The 15,195-nt window shown below is 39.1% G+C and carries 29 protein-coding genes; all 29 read left to right on the top strand.

What is annotated here, in order from left to right:
* Positions 1 to 23: 23 nt before the first annotated feature.
* Positions 24 to 500 carry a 30S ribosomal protein S7 gene (gene rpsG / locus BLT95_RS12520; RefSeq protein ID WP_089666502.1) on the top strand — a complete coding sequence of 159 codons (477 nt, stop codon included), beginning with the start codon at positions 24 to 26 and terminating at the stop codon, positions 498 to 500.
* 6 nt (positions 501 to 506) lie between these two features.
* Entirely contained in the window at positions 507 to 2,618 is a 2,112-nt protein-coding gene (gene fusA / locus BLT95_RS12525) for an elongation factor G (RefSeq protein WP_089666503.1), read from the top strand.
* Positions 2,619 to 2,628: 10 nt separating this feature from the next.
* Complete coding sequence (rpsJ, locus tag BLT95_RS12530) at positions 2,629 to 2,934, top strand: 30S ribosomal protein S10 (protein WP_010519396.1); 306 nt, start codon at positions 2,629 to 2,631, stop codon at positions 2,932 to 2,934.
* 147 nt (positions 2,935 to 3,081) lie between these two features.
* Positions 3,082 to 3,693 (top strand): 50S ribosomal protein L3, encoded by a 612-nt coding sequence (gene rplC / locus BLT95_RS12535; RefSeq protein WP_089666504.1) that lies wholly within the window; start codon positions 3,082 to 3,084, stop codon positions 3,691 to 3,693.
* Positions 3,693 to 4,319, top strand: coding sequence for a 50S ribosomal protein L4 (gene rplD / locus BLT95_RS12540; protein ID WP_089666505.1), 627 nt, complete (start codon positions 3,693 to 3,695; stop codon positions 4,317 to 4,319). The genes rplC and rplD overlap by 1 nt, the downstream gene beginning before the upstream one ends.
* Positions 4,320 to 4,328: 9 nt before the next feature.
* A complete protein-coding gene (gene rplW, locus BLT95_RS12545) occupies positions 4,329 to 4,619 on the top strand; it encodes a 50S ribosomal protein L23 (protein ID WP_011710694.1) in 291 nt (96 codons plus the stop codon).
* A gap of 9 nt (positions 4,620 to 4,628) precedes the next feature.
* On the top strand, positions 4,629 to 5,468 hold the full coding sequence (gene rplB / locus BLT95_RS12550; protein ID WP_089666506.1) for a 50S ribosomal protein L2: 840 nt from the start codon (positions 4,629 to 4,631) through the stop codon (positions 5,466 to 5,468).
* 3 nt (positions 5,469 to 5,471) lie between these two features.
* Complete coding sequence (rpsS, locus tag BLT95_RS12555; RefSeq protein WP_011710692.1) at positions 5,472 to 5,750, top strand: 30S ribosomal protein S19; 279 nt, start codon at positions 5,472 to 5,474, stop codon at positions 5,748 to 5,750.
* Positions 5,751 to 5,755: 5 nt separating this feature from the next.
* The gene (gene rplV / locus BLT95_RS12560) at positions 5,756 to 6,163 is read left to right on the top strand and encodes a 50S ribosomal protein L22 (protein WP_089666507.1); all 408 of its coding nucleotides are present in this window, start codon (positions 5,756 to 5,758) and stop codon (positions 6,161 to 6,163) included.
* A gap of 8 nt (positions 6,164 to 6,171) precedes the next feature.
* Positions 6,172 to 6,891, top strand: a complete 720-nt coding sequence (rpsC, locus tag BLT95_RS12565; RefSeq protein WP_011710690.1) for a 30S ribosomal protein S3 — start codon at positions 6,172 to 6,174, stop codon at positions 6,889 to 6,891.
* Positions 6,892 to 6,911: 20 nt separating this feature from the next.
* Positions 6,912 to 7,331 (top strand): 50S ribosomal protein L16, encoded by a 420-nt coding sequence (gene rplP, locus BLT95_RS12570; protein WP_011710689.1) that lies wholly within the window; start codon positions 6,912 to 6,914, stop codon positions 7,329 to 7,331.
* Positions 7,332 to 7,341: 10 nt separating this feature from the next.
* A complete protein-coding gene (rpmC, locus tag BLT95_RS12575; RefSeq protein ID WP_011710688.1) occupies positions 7,342 to 7,533 on the top strand; it encodes a 50S ribosomal protein L29 in 192 nt (63 codons plus the stop codon).
* A gap of 18 nt (positions 7,534 to 7,551) precedes the next feature.
* Positions 7,552 to 7,809, top strand: a complete 258-nt coding sequence (rpsQ, locus tag BLT95_RS12580) for a 30S ribosomal protein S17 (protein ID WP_011710687.1) — start codon at positions 7,552 to 7,554, stop codon at positions 7,807 to 7,809.
* A gap of 2 nt (positions 7,810 to 7,811) precedes the next feature.
* Positions 7,812 to 8,180, top strand: a complete 369-nt coding sequence (rplN, locus tag BLT95_RS12585) for a 50S ribosomal protein L14 (protein WP_026933550.1) — start codon at positions 7,812 to 7,814, stop codon at positions 8,178 to 8,180.
* Positions 8,181 to 8,192: 12 nt separating this feature from the next.
* On the top strand, positions 8,193 to 8,504 hold the full coding sequence (gene rplX, locus BLT95_RS12590) for a 50S ribosomal protein L24 (protein ID WP_026933551.1): 312 nt from the start codon (positions 8,193 to 8,195) through the stop codon (positions 8,502 to 8,504).
* Between the two features lie 2 nt (positions 8,505 to 8,506).
* Positions 8,507 to 9,058, top strand: a complete 552-nt coding sequence (gene rplE, locus BLT95_RS12595) for a 50S ribosomal protein L5 (RefSeq protein WP_089666508.1) — start codon at positions 8,507 to 8,509, stop codon at positions 9,056 to 9,058.
* Positions 9,059 to 9,060: 2 nt separating this feature from the next.
* Positions 9,061 to 9,330, top strand: coding sequence for a 30S ribosomal protein S14 (gene rpsN / locus BLT95_RS12600; protein ID WP_011710683.1), 270 nt, complete (start codon positions 9,061 to 9,063; stop codon positions 9,328 to 9,330).
* Positions 9,331 to 9,388: 58 nt separating this feature from the next.
* Positions 9,389 to 9,787, top strand: a complete 399-nt coding sequence (rpsH, locus tag BLT95_RS12605; RefSeq protein WP_089666509.1) for a 30S ribosomal protein S8 — start codon at positions 9,389 to 9,391, stop codon at positions 9,785 to 9,787.
* 19 nt (positions 9,788 to 9,806) lie between these two features.
* Positions 9,807 to 10,349: a 50S ribosomal protein L6 gene (gene rplF / locus BLT95_RS12610; protein ID WP_089666510.1), complete on the top strand. Its 543-nt coding sequence runs from the start codon at positions 9,807 to 9,809 to the stop codon at positions 10,347 to 10,349.
* Between the two features lie 12 nt (positions 10,350 to 10,361).
* Positions 10,362 to 10,718: a 50S ribosomal protein L18 gene (gene rplR / locus BLT95_RS12615; RefSeq protein ID WP_089666511.1), complete on the top strand. Its 357-nt coding sequence runs from the start codon at positions 10,362 to 10,364 to the stop codon at positions 10,716 to 10,718.
* Positions 10,719 to 10,723: 5 nt separating this feature from the next.
* Positions 10,724 to 11,248 (top strand): 30S ribosomal protein S5, encoded by a 525-nt coding sequence (gene rpsE, locus BLT95_RS12620; RefSeq protein WP_089666512.1) that lies wholly within the window; start codon positions 10,724 to 10,726, stop codon positions 11,246 to 11,248.
* A 13-nt stretch (positions 11,249 to 11,261) separates the two neighbouring features.
* Positions 11,262 to 11,444, top strand: a complete 183-nt coding sequence (gene rpmD / locus BLT95_RS12625; protein ID WP_026933557.1) for a 50S ribosomal protein L30 — start codon at positions 11,262 to 11,264, stop codon at positions 11,442 to 11,444.
* Positions 11,445 to 11,453: 9 nt separating this feature from the next.
* Positions 11,454 to 11,906 (top strand): 50S ribosomal protein L15, encoded by a 453-nt coding sequence (gene rplO / locus BLT95_RS12630; protein ID WP_089666514.1) that lies wholly within the window; start codon positions 11,454 to 11,456, stop codon positions 11,904 to 11,906.
* An 11-nt stretch (positions 11,907 to 11,917) separates the two neighbouring features.
* Positions 11,918 to 13,255 carry a preprotein translocase subunit SecY gene (gene secY, locus BLT95_RS12635; RefSeq protein ID WP_089666515.1) on the top strand — a complete coding sequence of 446 codons (1,338 nt, stop codon included), beginning with the start codon at positions 11,918 to 11,920 and terminating at the stop codon, positions 13,253 to 13,255.
* 2 nt (positions 13,256 to 13,257) lie between these two features.
* Positions 13,258 to 13,473 carry a translation initiation factor IF-1 gene (gene infA / locus BLT95_RS12640; RefSeq protein ID WP_072553873.1) on the top strand — a complete coding sequence of 72 codons (216 nt, stop codon included), beginning with the start codon at positions 13,258 to 13,260 and terminating at the stop codon, positions 13,471 to 13,473.
* A gap of 116 nt (positions 13,474 to 13,589) precedes the next feature.
* On the top strand, positions 13,590 to 13,706 hold the full coding sequence (gene ykgO / locus BLT95_RS12645) for a type B 50S ribosomal protein L36 (protein WP_010519235.1): 117 nt from the start codon (positions 13,590 to 13,592) through the stop codon (positions 13,704 to 13,706).
* A gap of 2 nt (positions 13,707 to 13,708) precedes the next feature.
* Positions 13,709 to 14,083 (top strand): 30S ribosomal protein S13, encoded by a 375-nt coding sequence (rpsM, locus tag BLT95_RS12650; RefSeq protein WP_089666516.1) that lies wholly within the window; start codon positions 13,709 to 13,711, stop codon positions 14,081 to 14,083.
* 8 nt (positions 14,084 to 14,091) lie between these two features.
* Entirely contained in the window at positions 14,092 to 14,493 is a 402-nt protein-coding gene (rpsK, locus tag BLT95_RS12655; RefSeq protein WP_089666517.1) for a 30S ribosomal protein S11, read from the top strand.
* Positions 14,494 to 14,576: 83 nt separating this feature from the next.
* Positions 14,577 to 15,182, top strand: a complete 606-nt coding sequence (gene rpsD, locus BLT95_RS12660) for a 30S ribosomal protein S4 (protein WP_089666518.1) — start codon at positions 14,577 to 14,579, stop codon at positions 15,180 to 15,182.
* The last annotated feature ends 13 nt before the right edge of the window (positions 15,183 to 15,195 follow it).

Consider the following 15,195-nt stretch of genomic DNA (forward strand, 5'->3'; position numbering starts at 1 on the left):
TTAAAAACTTTTAATGTAAAGAAATGAGAAAAAGACAGGCGAAAAAACGACCTCTTTTACCAGATCCAAAATTTAACGATCAGCTTGTAACACGTTTTGTGAACATGATGATGTGGGATGGTAAAAAATCTGTTGCCTTTAAAATTTTCTATGACGCTATCGCGATCGTGGAAGAAAAGAAACAAGACGAAGAGAAATCTGGATTAGAGATCTGGAAAGATGCTCTTTCTAACGTTATGCCTCACGTAGAAGTGAGAAGTAGACGTGTTGGAGGTGCAACTTTTCAAATTCCAATGCAGATAAGGCCAGACCGTAAGGTGTCTACTGCTATGAAGTGGTTAATTAGCTTCGCGCGTAAGAGAAATGAGAAAGCTATGGCTGCTAAATTAGCGGCTGAAGTTCTTGCTGCTGCGAAAGAAGAAGGAGCTGCTGTTAAGAAAAGGGTAGATACTCATAAGATGGCTGAAGCTAACAAAGCATTCTCTCACTTTAGATTCTAAAACAACATGGCACAAAGAGATTTAAAATTTACTAGAAATATCGGGATTGCAGCTCATATTGATGCAGGTAAAACTACTACTACAGAGCGTATCCTTTATTATACAGGTATAAGTCATAAAATCGGTGAAGTTCATGATGGTGCTGCTACTATGGACTGGATGGAGCAGGAGCAGGAGCGTGGTATTACTATTACCTCTGCGGCTACACATTGTAAGTGGATGTACCGCGATCAAGAATTTACAGTTAATATTATTGACACTCCAGGTCACGTTGACTTTACGGTAGAAGTAGAGCGTTCTTTACGTGTACTTGATGGTGTTGTTGCTCTGTTTTCTGCAGTAGACGGGGTTGAACCTCAGTCTGAAACTGTTTGGAGGCAAGCTGATAAATATAGAGTTCCACGTCTAGGTTTCGTAAACAAAATGGACCGTCAGGGAGCAGATTTCTTTAATGTATGTCGTCAGGTAAGAGAAATGCTTGGTGGTAACCCGGTGCCGCTTCAGGTGCCAATCGGAGATGAAATCGACTTCAAAGGTGTGGTAGATCTTATTTCTAAGAAAGCGATTATCTGGAATGATGAAGATCATGGGATGACTTATGATACAATTGATATTCCTGAAGAGCTTTTAGAAGATGTGAATAAATACCGTGCAGAATTAGTAGAAGCGGTTGCAGAATATGATGAAGCTTTAATGGAGAAATTCTTCGAGGATGAAAATTCCATTACTGAAGATGAGATCATTGCTGCATTAAGAGCTGCTACTATAGATATGAGCATCATTCCAATGATGTGTGGTTCTGCATTTAAAAATAAAGGTGTTCAGGCGATGCTTGACGCTGTGATGCGTTACCTTCCATCTCCGGTAGATGTTGAAGCAATCGTTGGTACAAACCCTGAAACTGGCGAAGAAGAAAGCCGTAAGCCGAATGTGGATTCTCCATTTTCTGCGCTTGCGTTTAAAATTGCTACCGATCCTTTCGTAGGTCGTTTGGCATTCTTCCGTGCTTATTCTGGTACTCTTGATGCTGGATCTTACGTATTAAACGTTCGTTCTGGTAAAAAAGAGCGTATCTCAAGAATTTACCAAATGCACTCTAACAAGCAAGAGCCTATCGACAGTATTGAAGCTGGAGATATTGGAGCTGCTGTTGGTTTTAAAGATATTAAGACTGGAGATACTCTTACAGATCTTAAGAGTCCAATCGTATTAGAATCTATGTCTTTCCCTGCACCGGTAATCGGTATCGCAGTGGAGCCTAAAACTAAGGCAGACGTTGAGAAAATGGGAATGGCTCTTGGTAAGTTGGCTGAAGAAGATCCTACTTTTACTGTTAAGACTGATGAGAACTCAGGTCAGACAATTATTTCTGGTATGGGTGAGCTTCACCTTGAGATCATTATTGATCGTATGAAGCGTGAGTTTAAAGTTGAAGTGAACGTTGGTGAGCCTCAGGTAGAATACAAGGAAACTATTACAAGAAATGCAGATCACAGAGAGGTTTATAAGAAACAATCTGGTGGTCGTGGTAAGTTTGCTGATATTGTTTTCGAAATGGGACCAATCGATGAAGATTTCGAAGGAACGGGACTTCAGTTTATAGATTCTATTAAAGGTGGACGTATTCCTAAAGAATTTGTTCCTTCAGTAGAGAAAGGTTTCAAAGAGGCTATGAAGAATGGTCCTCTTGCAGGATTTACAATGGATTCATTAAAGGTTGAACTTAAGGATGGATCTTTCCACCCTGTAGATTCAGATCAACTTTCTTTCGAATTGGCTGCTAAAATGGGATATAAAGATGCTGCTAAGAAAGCAGGAGCTGTAATCCTTGAGCCAATTATGAAAGTAGAAGTTGTAACTCCAGAAGAAAACATGGGTGATATTGTTGGTGATCTTAACAGAAGAAGAGGTCAGGTAAACAACATGTCAGACAGATCTGGAGCGAAAGTAATCAAAGCTGAAGTGCCACTTTCTGAAATGTTCGGTTATGTAACTACATTAAGAACACTTTCATCTGGTAGAGCAACTTCAACTATGGAATTCTCTCACTATGCTGAAACTCCTTCTAATATTTCTGAAGAAGTGATCAAAGCAGCTAAAGGAGCAGCAAACGAATAATCTTAAGGAAATGAGTCAAAAAATCAGAATAAAACTAAAATCTTACGATCATAACCTGGTAGACAAGTCTGCTGAGAAAATCGTAAAAACCGTAAAGACTACGGGAGCTGTTGTTACCGGACCAATTCCGTTGCCAACGAATAAAAAAATCTTTACTGTTCTTCGTTCACCTCACGTGAACAAGAAATCCAGAGAGCAGTTCGAGTTAAGCTCTTACAAGAGATTGCTTGATATCTATAGCTCTTCTTCAAAAACGATTGATGCGTTGATGAAGCTTGAATTGCCAAGTGGTGTAGAGGTAGAGATCAAAGTGTGATAAAACAGTTCCGCGTACTTCGGTACGCGGTTAACATGTCCGGCGCGTTTCGCAAAGGAAAAACGGTGAAAGATACAATTCAGGGCTGAAATGTATTTTTCAGCCCTTAGTTTTTTAAATAAGTAAACAATTAATAATTAATTAAATATGTCTGGGTTAATAGGAAAAAAGATCGGCATGACCAGCATTTTCGACGAGAATGGGAAAAATATCCCATGTACCGTGATTCAAGCTGGACCATGCGTGGTTACCCAAGTCAGAACCAAAGAGGTTGACGGGTATGAAGCACTTCAACTTGGTTTCGATGACAAAAAGACTGTTGGTAAGGCTGCTGAAGGGCACGCCAAAAAAGCAGGAACCGTTGCAAAACGTAAAGTCGTTGAATTCCAGGGTTATAATGAAGATTACAAATTAGGTGACTCTGTTACCGTGGAACATTTCAAAGAAGGTGAATTTGTGGATATCGCAGGTACATCTAAAGGTAAAGGTTTCCAGGGTGTTGTTAAGAGACACGGATTTGGAGGAGTTGGACAGGCCACACACGGTCAGCACAACAGATTAAGAGCACCAGGTTCTATTGGAGCAGCGTCTTATCCTGCGAGAGTTTTCAAAGGAATGAAGATGGCCGGTAGAATGGGTGGCGAAAGAGTTAAAATTGAAAACCTGAGAGTTTTAAAGGTAGTTGCAGACAAGAACCTTTTAGTGGTAAAAGGATGTGTGCCAGGATCTAAAAACTCATACGTAATCATTAGTAAGTAATGGAAATAGCAGTTTTAGATATAAAAGGAAAAGAAACAGGCAGAAAAGCAAAGCTTTCTGATGCTGTTTTCGCTATAGAGCCTAATGACCATGCTGTTTATCTAGATGTTAAACAATACTTGGCTAACCAGCGTCAGGGAACTCATAAAGCTAAAGAAAGAGCAGAGATCGCGGGTTCTACTCGTAAGATCAAGAAACAAAAAGGTACTGGTACTGCAAGAGCAGGTAGTATTAAGTCTCCTATCTTTAAAGGTGGTGGACGTGTTTTTGGACCAAGACCAAGAAATTATGGTTTTAAATTGAATAAAAACCTTAAGCGTCTTGCTAGAAAATCTGCGCTTTCCATTAAAGCAAATGATAAGGCTATTATGGTAATTGAAGATTTTTCATTCGATACACCTAAGACCAAAAACTTCACGGAAGTTCTTAAGGCTCTGGGTATTGAAAGTAAAAAATCTCTAATAGTGTTGGGTGAGTCAAATAAAAATGTATATTTGTCGTCGCGCAATTTAAAGACCTCTGAAGTTATAAGTAGCTCAGAATTAAGCACTTACAAAATACTTAATGCAAAGAGTATCGTATTTTTAGAAGGTTCTTTAGAAGGAATTGAGTCGAAATTAAGTTAATAAACCGTTATGAGCATCTTGATTAAACCTGTTATTACAGAAAAAGCTACCGCAGATAGCGAGATGAACAATCGCTTCACTTTTGTGGTAAGTAACAAGGCAAATAAGATTCAGATCAAAGATTCGATCGAATCTGCTTATGGCGTGTCTGTTACTAAAGTTCGAACTATGAATGTCCGCCCGGATCGTAATACCAAATTCACAAAATCTGGTATGATCACTGGTAAAACTAAAGCTTACAAAAAAGCAGTAGTACAGGTGGCGGAAGGTGAAACTATTGATTTATATAGTAATCTTTAAGATTAAAGAATGTCAGTTAGAAAATTAAAACCAATTACACCTGGTCAGCGTTTTAGAGTAGTTAATGGGTATGACGCCATTACTACTGATAAGCCGGAGAAAAGCCTATTGGCGCCGATAAAAAAATCAGGTGGTAGAAACAGTCAGGGTAAGATGACCATGCGCTATAAAGGTGGTGGTCACAAAAAACGTTACCGAGTTATCGATTTTAAACGTGACAAGCAGGGAATTCCTGCTACTGTTGCTAGTATAGAATACGATCCAAACAGAACTGCCTTTATCGCATTATTGAATTATCAGGATGGTGAGAAAAGGTATATTATTGCTCAAAATGGGCTTCAGGTAGGTCAAAATCTAACTTCAAGTAGTGAAGCTGGAACTCCTGAAATTGGGAATGCAATGCCATTGGCAAACATCCCTCTTGGTACTGTGATCTCTTGTATAGAGCTAAGACCTGGACAAGGTGCTGTGATGGCGCGTAGTGCTGGTGCTTTTGCTCAGTTATTGGCAAGAGAAGGAAAGTATGCTACTATTAAATTGCCTTCAGGTGAGATTCGTAGAGTCTTAGCTTTATGTATGGCTACAATAGGAGCTGTTTCTAACAGTGATCATCAGCTAATGATCGGTGGTAAAGCCGGTAGAAGCAGATGGTTGGGTATACGTCCAAGAACAAGACCAGTAGCGATGAATCCTGTAGATCACCCAATGGGTGGTGGTGAAGGTAGAGCTTCTGGTGGTCACCCACGTTCTAGAAAAGGTCTTCCTGCAAAAGGATTCAAGACCCGCTCAAGAACAAAAGCGAGTAATAGATATATTGTAGAACGTAGAAAGACTAGAAAGAAAAAATAAGATATGGCACGTTCATTAAAAAAAGGACCTTTCGTTCATTACAAACTGGAACAAAAAGTGGCTCAGAATGTTGAGTCAGGAAAGAAAGCCGTGATCAAAACCTGGTCTAGAGCTTCTATGATTACTCCAGATTTTGTAGGACAAACTATAGCAGTACACAATGGGAAGCAATTTGTTCCTGTATATGTAACTGAAAACATGGTAGGTCATAAACTAGGAGAATTTTCACCAACACGTTCTTTCAGAGGACATGCAGGTGCGAAAAATAAAGGTAGAAAATAGAAGCTATGGGAGTTCGTAAAAGAGAAAGAGCAGAGCAAATAAAAGAAGCCAAGAAACAGGTAGCTTTTGCAAAGTTAAATAACTGCCCTACTTCACCTAGAAAAATGCGTCTTATGGCGGATTTAGTAAGAGGTGAAAAAGTAGAAAATGCGCTTCATATTTTAAAATTCAGTAAAAAAGAAGCATCTAACCGCTTAGAGAAACTATTAGTTTCTGCTATTGCTAACTGGCAAGCTAAGAACGAAGATGCTAATCTTGAAGAAGCTGAATTATTTGTGAAAGAGATTCGTGTAGACGGAGGAAGTATGTTGAAAAGACTTCGTCCAGCTCCACAGGGTCGTGCACACCGAATTAGAAAGAGATCCAATCACGTAACATTGGTGCTTGGAGCAAACAATAATACACAAAGCTAAGAGATAGTATGGGACAAAAAACAAATCCAATCGGGAATCGCCTTGGTATCATTAGAGGTTGGGAATCCAACTGGTACGGAGGTAATGACTACGGCGATAAATTAGCCGAAGACGATAAGATTAGAAAGTATATCCATGCTCGTCTTTCGAAAGCGAGTGTATCGCGTGTAATCATCGAGCGCACGCTTAAGCTTGTAACCGTTACTATTACTACTGCAAGACCTGGTATCATTATCGGGAAAGGTGGTCAGGAAGTAGACAAGCTTAAGGAAGAGCTAAAAAAGATTACCGACAAGGAAGTTCAAATTAACATCTTTGAGATTAAGAGGCCAGAACTTGATGCTCACTTGGTGGGAGCAAGTGTTGCAAGACAAATTGAGAATCGTATCTCTTACCGTCGTGCAATTAAGATGGCTATCGCGGCTGCAATGAGAATGAACGCTGAAGGAATCAAAATTGAGATCTCCGGACGTTTAAACGGTGCTGAAATGGCACGTTCAGAATCATACAAAGATGGTAGAATTCCATTGTCTACTTTTAGGGCTGATATTGACTATGCTTTAGTTGAAGCACATACTACTTATGGTAGATTGGGTGTAAAAGTATGGATCATGAAAGGTGAGGTATACGGAAAAAGAGAGCTTTCGCCTCTTGTTGGTCTTGCAAAGAACCAAGGAAAGAAATCCGGTGCCGGACGAGGTGGGAACAAATCACGTCGTAGAAAGTAATTTTTTAAAGGAAAGAAAAAATGTTACAACCTAAAAGAACAAAATACCGTAAGCAACAAAAAGGCCGTATGAAGGGCTTGTCTCAAAGAGGGCACAGACTTTCTAACGGTACTTTTGGAATCAAATCTATGGATTCCAGTTTTGTTACTGCACGTCAAATAGAAGCAGCGCGTATCGCCGCTACCCGTTATATGAAAAGAGAAGGTTCTATCTGGATCAAAATTTTTCCGGATAAGCCTATTACAAAGAAACCTCTTGAAGTACGTATGGGTAAAGGTAAAGGTGCCGTTGAATATTGGGCAGCTGTAGTGAAGCCAGGAAGAATCATGTTTGAAATTGGTGGTGTACCAATGGATGTAGCTAAAGAGGCATTGCGTCTTGCAGCTCAGAAACTTCCTGTGAGAACTAAATTTGTTGTAGCTAGAGATTATCAAGAATAATATTGGAATTATGAAACAATCAGAAGTAAAAGAATTGTCTGTTGCAGAATTGCAAGAAGAGCTTGGTAAGTCTAGAAAAGCTTATTCAGATTTAAAAATGGCTCACGCTGTTTCGCCATTAGAGAATCCAATACAGTTAAGAACTGTAAGAAGAGACGTGGCGAGATTAGCTACAGAGTTAACTAAAAGAGAACAACAATAATTGTTATTCTGCTGAAAGATGGAAAAAAGAAATTTAAGAAAAGAGCGTGTAGGAGTTGTTACAAGTAACAAAATGCAGAAATCTATCGTGGTTTCTGAAGTGAAAAAAGTAAAACATCCTATGTATGGTAAATTCGTTTTAAAAACGAAAAAATACGTAGCACACGACGAAAATAACGACTGCAACGAAGGTGATACTGTAAAGATCATGGAAACAAGACCTTTAAGTAAATCCAAGACTTGGAGACTAGTAGAAATAATTGAAAGAGCTAAATAACCATGGTACAACAAGAGTCCAGACTAAAAGTAGCAGATAATACCGGAGCTAAAGAAGTTTTAGCGATCCGTGTATTAGGAGGTACAAAGAAAAGATACGCATCTGTTGGAGACAAGATCGTTGTCAGTGTAAAAGAAGCTACCCCTAACGGAAATATCAAGAAGGGTGCAGTTTCAACAGCAGTTGTTGTTCGTACCAGGAAAGAAGTTCGCAGACCAGACGGATCTTACATTCGTTTTGATGATAATGCATGTGTATTATTAGGGCCTCAGGGAGAAATGCGCGGAACCCGTGTATTTGGACCTGTAGCGCGTGAACTTCGTGATAAGCAATTCATGAAAATTGTATCATTGGCACCTGAAGTGCTTTAATACATTAAGAAAATGACAAAGCTTAAGATAAAATCAGGAGATACCGTTCGCGTTATTGCTGGAGACCACAAAGGTCAGGAAGGTAAAGTGCAGAAGGTACTTATTGAGAAGAACAAAGCCATTGTGGAAGGGGTTAATATGATCTCTAAACATGAGAAGCCTAGCGCTTCAAATCCGCAAGGTGGTATTAAGGAGAAAGAAGCTCCTATCCATATTTCTAATCTATCACTAATCGATAAGAACGGTGAAACAACCAGAGTTGGTTACAGAGAAGAAGATGGAAAGAAAGTGAGATTTTCTAAAAAATCTAATGAAGTAATATAGTTATGGCATACGTACCAAGACTTAGACAGGAATATAACGAGAGAGTGAAAAATGCTCTTAAGGAAGAATTCAGCTACTCCAATATTATGGAGGTGCCAAAACTTACGAAAATAGTAATTAGCCGTGGAGTTGGTGGAGCAGTAGCAGATAAGAAACTTATCGATCATGCTGTTGATGAACTTAGTGCTATTAGCGGTCAAAAAGCCGTATCTACTATTTCGAAGAAGGATGTTGCATCGTTTAAGCTGCGTAAAGGAATGCCAATTGGTGCTAAAGTTACTTTACGTGGATATAGAATGTTTGAATTCTTAGATAGATTAATTACTACCGCTTTACCGCGTGTACGTGATTTTAACGGTATCAAATCTAACGGATTTGATGGTAGAGGTAATTATAACCTGGGGATCACTGAGCAGATCATTTTCCCTGAGATCGATATTGATGCAGTGAACAGAATTGCTGGTATGGATATCACATTCGTTACGACTGCTGAAACCGATAAGGAAGCAAAAGCATTGTTAACAGAACTAGGATTACCTTTTAAAAAGAACTAATTATGGCTAAAGAATCAATGAAAGCCCGTGAGGTAAAAAGACAGAAATTGGTAAAGAAGTATGCTGAGAAAAGAGCTGCGCTTAAAGAAGCTGGTGATTACGAAGGCCTGCAGAAATTACCAAAGAACTCTTCTCCAGTTCGTTTGCATAACAGATGTAAATTAACAGGTAGACCTAAAGGGTATATGAGACAATTTGGTCTTTCTCGTGTAATGTTCAGAGAAATGGCTAATCAGGGTCTTATCCCAGGAGTTAAGAAAGCAAGCTGGTAAAATTATAAACTGGATGAAGGTTCGAACTAATGAAAACCACATCCGCAAATAAAGATAGATGAATACAGATCCTATTGCAGATTACTTAACAAGAATCAGGAATGCAAATGCTGCAAACCACAGAGTTGTGGAAATTCCTGCTTCTAATGTTAAAAAAGAGATCACTAAGATATTATTCGATCAGGGATATATTCTTAGTTACAAATTCGAAGATACTACCGCGCAGGGAACTATCAAGATCGCTCTTAAGTATGATAAGCTTACTAAAGACCCGGTAATTAAGAAAATTCAAAGAATAAGTAAACCTGGTTTACGTAAATATGCTGGTTCAACAGAGATTCCAAGAATCCTTAACGGTCTTGGTATTGCTATTGTTTCTACTTCTCACGGAGTAATGACTGGAAAACAGGCAAAAGCAAACAAAGTTGGTGGCGAGGTATTGTGCTACGTATACTAATACTTAAAAGACTAAAGAAATGTCAAGAATAGGTAAAAGCCCGGTAACAATTCCAGAAGGTGTGACAGTAGATCACAAAGATGGTATTGTAACGGTAAAAGGAAAATTGGGAGAGCTTAAGCAGGAAGTAAAGGATATCGATGTTAAAATCGAAGATAATATTATTACTTTCGAGCGTTCCTCAGAAAAAAGTGATCAGAAAGCAAAACACGGTCTTTACCGTGCGTTGATTAATAATATGATTGAAGGTGTTACTAATGGTTACACTAAAGAACTTGAACTTGTAGGTGTTGGTTATAGAGCTAGCAACCAGGGGAACAAGCTTGATTTAGCTGTTGGTTATTCTCATAATATTGTACTAGATTTGGCTCCCGAAGTAAAAGTGGAGACCATATCAGAAAAAGGTAAGAACCCTATCGTAAAGGTAACTTCTCATGATAAGCAACTTGTTGGACAGGTTGCAGCGAAGATTCGTTCATTCAGAGCGCCAGAACCTTATAAAGGTAAAGGTATCAAGTTTGTAGGCGAGCAATTGAGAAGAAAAGCAGGTAAATCAGCTTAATAAAGTTTAGTTATGGCATTATCAAAATTAGATAGAAGAAATAAAATTAGAAAACGTATCCGTAAGGATATCGTTGGAACAACAAGCCGTCCTAGATTATCTGTTTTTAGAAGCAATAGAGAAATTTATGCTCAGATTATCGACGACGTAGAAGGTAAGACCTTAGCATCAGCTTCTTCAAGAGATAAGGATATCGCTTCTGCATCTGCAGATAGAAAAGAGCAGGCTGTAATGGTTGGAAAAACCATTGCGGAAAAAGCGAAGAAAGCCGGAATAGATACTATTTCTTTCGATAGAGGTGGTTATTTGTATCACGGTAGAGTTAAATCATTAGCAGAAGGTGCTCGCGAGGGAGGACTAAAATTCTAGAAAATATGTATCAAGATTATAAAAACGTAGAACATGTAAAACCAGGAGGTCTTGAATTGAAAGATCGTTTGGTAGGAGTACAACGTGTTACTAAGGTTACAAAAGGTGGTAGAGCATTTGGTTTCTCTGCTATTGTTGTAGTTGGAGATGAGAATGGTGTTGTAGGACAGGGACTTGGAAAATCCAAGGAAGTGGCAGACGCTATCTCTAAGGCGGTAGAAGACGCTAAGAAAAATCTGGTACGCATTCCTTTGCATAAAGGAACTTTACCTCACGAACAAAAGGGTAAGTACGGTGGAGCAAGAGTAATGTTGCTTCCAGCTGCTGCCGGTACCGGTATTATTGCTGGTGGTGCGATTCGTGCGGTATTGGAATCTGTAGGAGTACATGATGTACTTTCTAAGAACCAGGGATCTTCAAACCCTCACAACGTTGTTAAAGCTACTTTTGATGCCTTGCTTCAATTAAGGAGCGCTGATACTGTTGCAAAACAGAGAGGTGTTTCATTGGAAAAGGTTTTTAAAGGATAAATCAAGGAATAAGATGGGAAAGATAAAAGTCACAAAAGTAAAAAGTGCTATTAACCGCACGAAGAACCAAAAACTAGTTCTTGAATCTTTAGGATTGAAGAAGATTGGTCAAACGGTTGAGCATGACGATACGCCAAACATCCTTGGTATGGTAAATAAAGTTAAACACTTAGTTTCTGTAGAAGAAACAAAATAATAATCTCTCATGGATTTAAGTAACTTAAAACCTGCAGAAGGTTCAGTTAGAAAAAATAGCAAGCGTATTGGTCGTGGTGAAGGATCTGGTAAAGGTGGAACCGCTACCAGAGGTCACAAAGGTGCCAAGTCACGTTCAGGTTATTCTAAAAAGATTGGTTTTGAAGGTGGGCAGATGCCACTTCAAAGACGTGTACCTAAGTTTGGATTCACTAACAGAAACCGTAAAGTATATCAGGGAATTAACCTTGATACACTTCAGAATCTGGTAGATGAAGGTAGAATTAAGGATACAGTTGATATGGATGTGCTGGTTGAAAACGGTCTTGCCGGAAGAAACGAGCTTGTTAAGATATTAGGTAGAGGTGAATTGAAGGCTAAGTTGAAAATATCTGTTCATAAATTTACGACCTCAGCGAAAGAAGCTATTGAAGCTGCCGGAGGTGAAGTTGTTACTTTATAATAGATAATCAAATGAAATTCATCAATACGATTAAAAATATTTGGAAAATCGAGGAGCTAAAAAATAGAATTTTAGTAACCCTCGGTTTGCTTTTGGTATATCGTTTCGGGGCGCAAGTAGTGCTCCCTGGAATTGATGCCGCTCAGCTTTCTAATCTTGCTACCCAAACAGATGGTGGGTTATTAGGGCTTCTTAATGCTTTCACCGGGGGTGCGTTCTCGAACGCTTCGGTATTTGCTTTGGGTATTATGCCTTATATCTCTGCTTCTATTGTGGTTCAGTTGATGGGAATTGCAATTCCTTATCTTCAAAAGCTTCAGAAAGAAGGGGAAAGTGGGCGTAAGAAGATTAACCAGATCACACGTTGGCTTACTATTGCGATTACTCTTGTACAGGGGCCCGGTTATATCTATAACCTGTTTGCTACTTTACCCGGGGAGGCATTTTTGTTAGGAGATAACTTAACATTCGTGGTTTCATCGGTAATTATCCTTACAACGGGTACCATTTTCGCAATGTGGCTGGGTGAGAAGATCACAGATAAAGGTATTGGTAACGGTATTTCATTATTGATTATGGTTGGTATTATTGCCACCCTGCCGCAAGCCTTTATTCAGGAATTCGCTTCAAGAGTATTTGAATCGAACGGTGGTCTTGTAATGATACTGATAGAATTAGTTATCTGGTTTGCCATTATTATGGCTTCAGTGATGCTGGTTATGGCAGTGCGTCAAATTCCGGTTCAGTATGCCAGAAGATCTGCCTCAGGTGGATATGAAAAGAATGTTTTCGGATCAAGACAATATATTCCATTAAAACTAAATGCATCTGGAGTAATGCCTATTATTTTCGCCCAGGCGATTATGTTTATTCCTGTAGCGGTTGCTGGTCTTTCAGACTCAGACGCGGCACAGGGGGTGACAGCGGCATTTCAGAACATATTTGGTTTTTGGTATAACTTGGTGTTCGCATTATTGATTATTGTGTTTACATATTTCTATACTGCGATCACAGTTCCAACAAATAAAATGGCTGATGATCTTAAGAGAAGCGGAGGGTTTATTCCTGGGATTCGTCCCGGAGGTGAAACTTCTGAATATCTGGATCGCATTATGTCTCAAATTACGCTTCCGGGATCTATATTCCTGGCGCTTATTGCAGTGTTCCCTGCGATAGTGGTTCAATTGCTGGGTGTACAGCAGAACTGGGCATTGTTCTTTGGAGGTACCTCGCTGTTAATTATGGTTGGAGTTGCAATAGATACTATGCAACAGGTAAATTCTTACTTGCTGAATAGACACTATGACGGATTAATGAAAACAGGTAAAAACAGAAAAGCAGTAGCTTAATTATGGCAAAACAACCACCAATTGAACAGGACGGAACTATCATTGAAGCATTGTCTAATGCGATGTTTCGTGTAGAATTGGAGAATGGTCACGTAGTGACTGCTCATATCTCCGGGAAAATGCGTATGCATTACATAAAATTACTTCCCGGTGATAAAGTAAAACTGGAAATGAGTCCTTACGATTTAACTAAGGCTCGAATAACTTACAGATACTAAAAAGTAATTTTCAGCCTTTTATAAATTTTTTATACTTTTGCACTCTGAAAAATTTATGACGGCTAAAATTTCACTGAAAGAGTTAATGCTCTGCCGGTGAATAAAAAAGAGATAAGATGAAAGTTAGAGCATCAATAAAAAAGAGAAGTGCCGACTGCAAGATTGTACGCAGAAAAGGGCGCCTTTACGTAATTAACAAAAAGAATCCTAGATTTAAACAAAGACAAGGCTAATTATGGCAAGAATTGCAGGGGTAGATATACCTAAACAAAAGCGAGGGGTTATAGCATTGACCTATATCTTCGGAATTGGCAGAAGCAGGGCTCAGGAGATACTTGCACAGGCTAAAGTAGACGAGAGTAAGAAAGTTTCAGACTGGGACGATGACGAGATTGGTAAGATCCGTGAGGCTGTTGGTCAATTTACAATCGAAGGAGAATTACGTACTGAGGTTCAAATGAGTATTAAACGTCTTATGGACATTGGATGCTACAGAGGAATTCGCCACAGAGCGGGACTTCCTTTAAGAGGCCAAAGAACTAAGAACAACTCCAGAACCAGAAAAGGTAGAAGAAAAACAGTTGCTAACAAGAAAAAAGCAACTAAATAGTAAGTAGTATGGCAAAGAAAGCAAATCCAAAAGCTAAAACTCAGAAAAAACGTAAAGTAATCGTTGAATCCAACGGTGAAGCACACGTAACTGCTTCCTTCAACAACATCATTATTTCTCTTACAAACAAAAAGGGAGATGTTGTAGCATGGTCGTCTGCAGGTAAGATGGGCTTTAGAGGATCTAAGAAAAATACTCCTTACGCTGCGCAGTTGGCTGCTGAAGATGCTTCGAAAGTAGCACATGAGGCAGGAATGCGTAAAGTAAAGGTTTATGTAAAAGGTCCTGGAAATGGTAGAGAATCTGCAATAAGAGCAGTTCACAATAGTGGTATTGAGGTTACAGAAATCATTGATATTACTCCGCTTCCGCACAATGGTTGTCGTCCACCAAAGAGACGTAGAGTTTAATAAATTTTAATAATAGGAGAGGATTTAGATTATCGAAGGACTTATGCCTTAATTCATAATCCCTTTCTAAAACAACTATAGTAATGGCAAGATATACTGGTCCAAAAACTAAAATAGCCCGTAAGTTCGGAGAAGCTATTTTTGGAGATGACAAATCTTTTGAAAAAAGAAACTATCCTCCAGGACAGCACGGGAATAACCGTCGTCGTGGAAAAAAATCAGAATATGCTATCCAGTTAATGGAGAAGCAAAAAGCCAAGTATACCTATGGTATCCTTGAGCGTCAATTCCGTAACATGTTCGAAAAAGCAACTCGCGCACAGGGAATTACCGGTGAGGTACTTCTTCAGCTTTGCGAGTCTCGTTTAGATAATGTTGTGTACCGTATGGGTGTGGCACCTTCTAGAAGAGCTGCCCGTCAATTAGTAGGTCACCGTCATATCACTGTGAACGGAGAATTAGTAAACATCCCTTCTTACCACCTTAAGGCTGGTGATGTTGTTGGTGTTAGAGAAAAATCTAAATCACTTGCTGTGGTTCAGGAATCATTATCAAATAGCAGCAGTGTTTACGAATGGATTTCATGGAATTCAGAAAAGAAAGAAGGTACTTTCGTAACTGTTCCTGGAAGAGTTCAGATTCCTGAAAACATTAACGAGCAATTTATAGTCGAATTATATTCGAAATAATAATTCACACAGA

Origin of the sequence: Gramella sp. MAR_2010_147 (assembly GCF_900105135.1) — a bacterium.
In the GTDB taxonomy this organism is placed as follows: Bacteria; Bacteroidota; Bacteroidia; order Flavobacteriales; family Flavobacteriaceae; genus Christiangramia.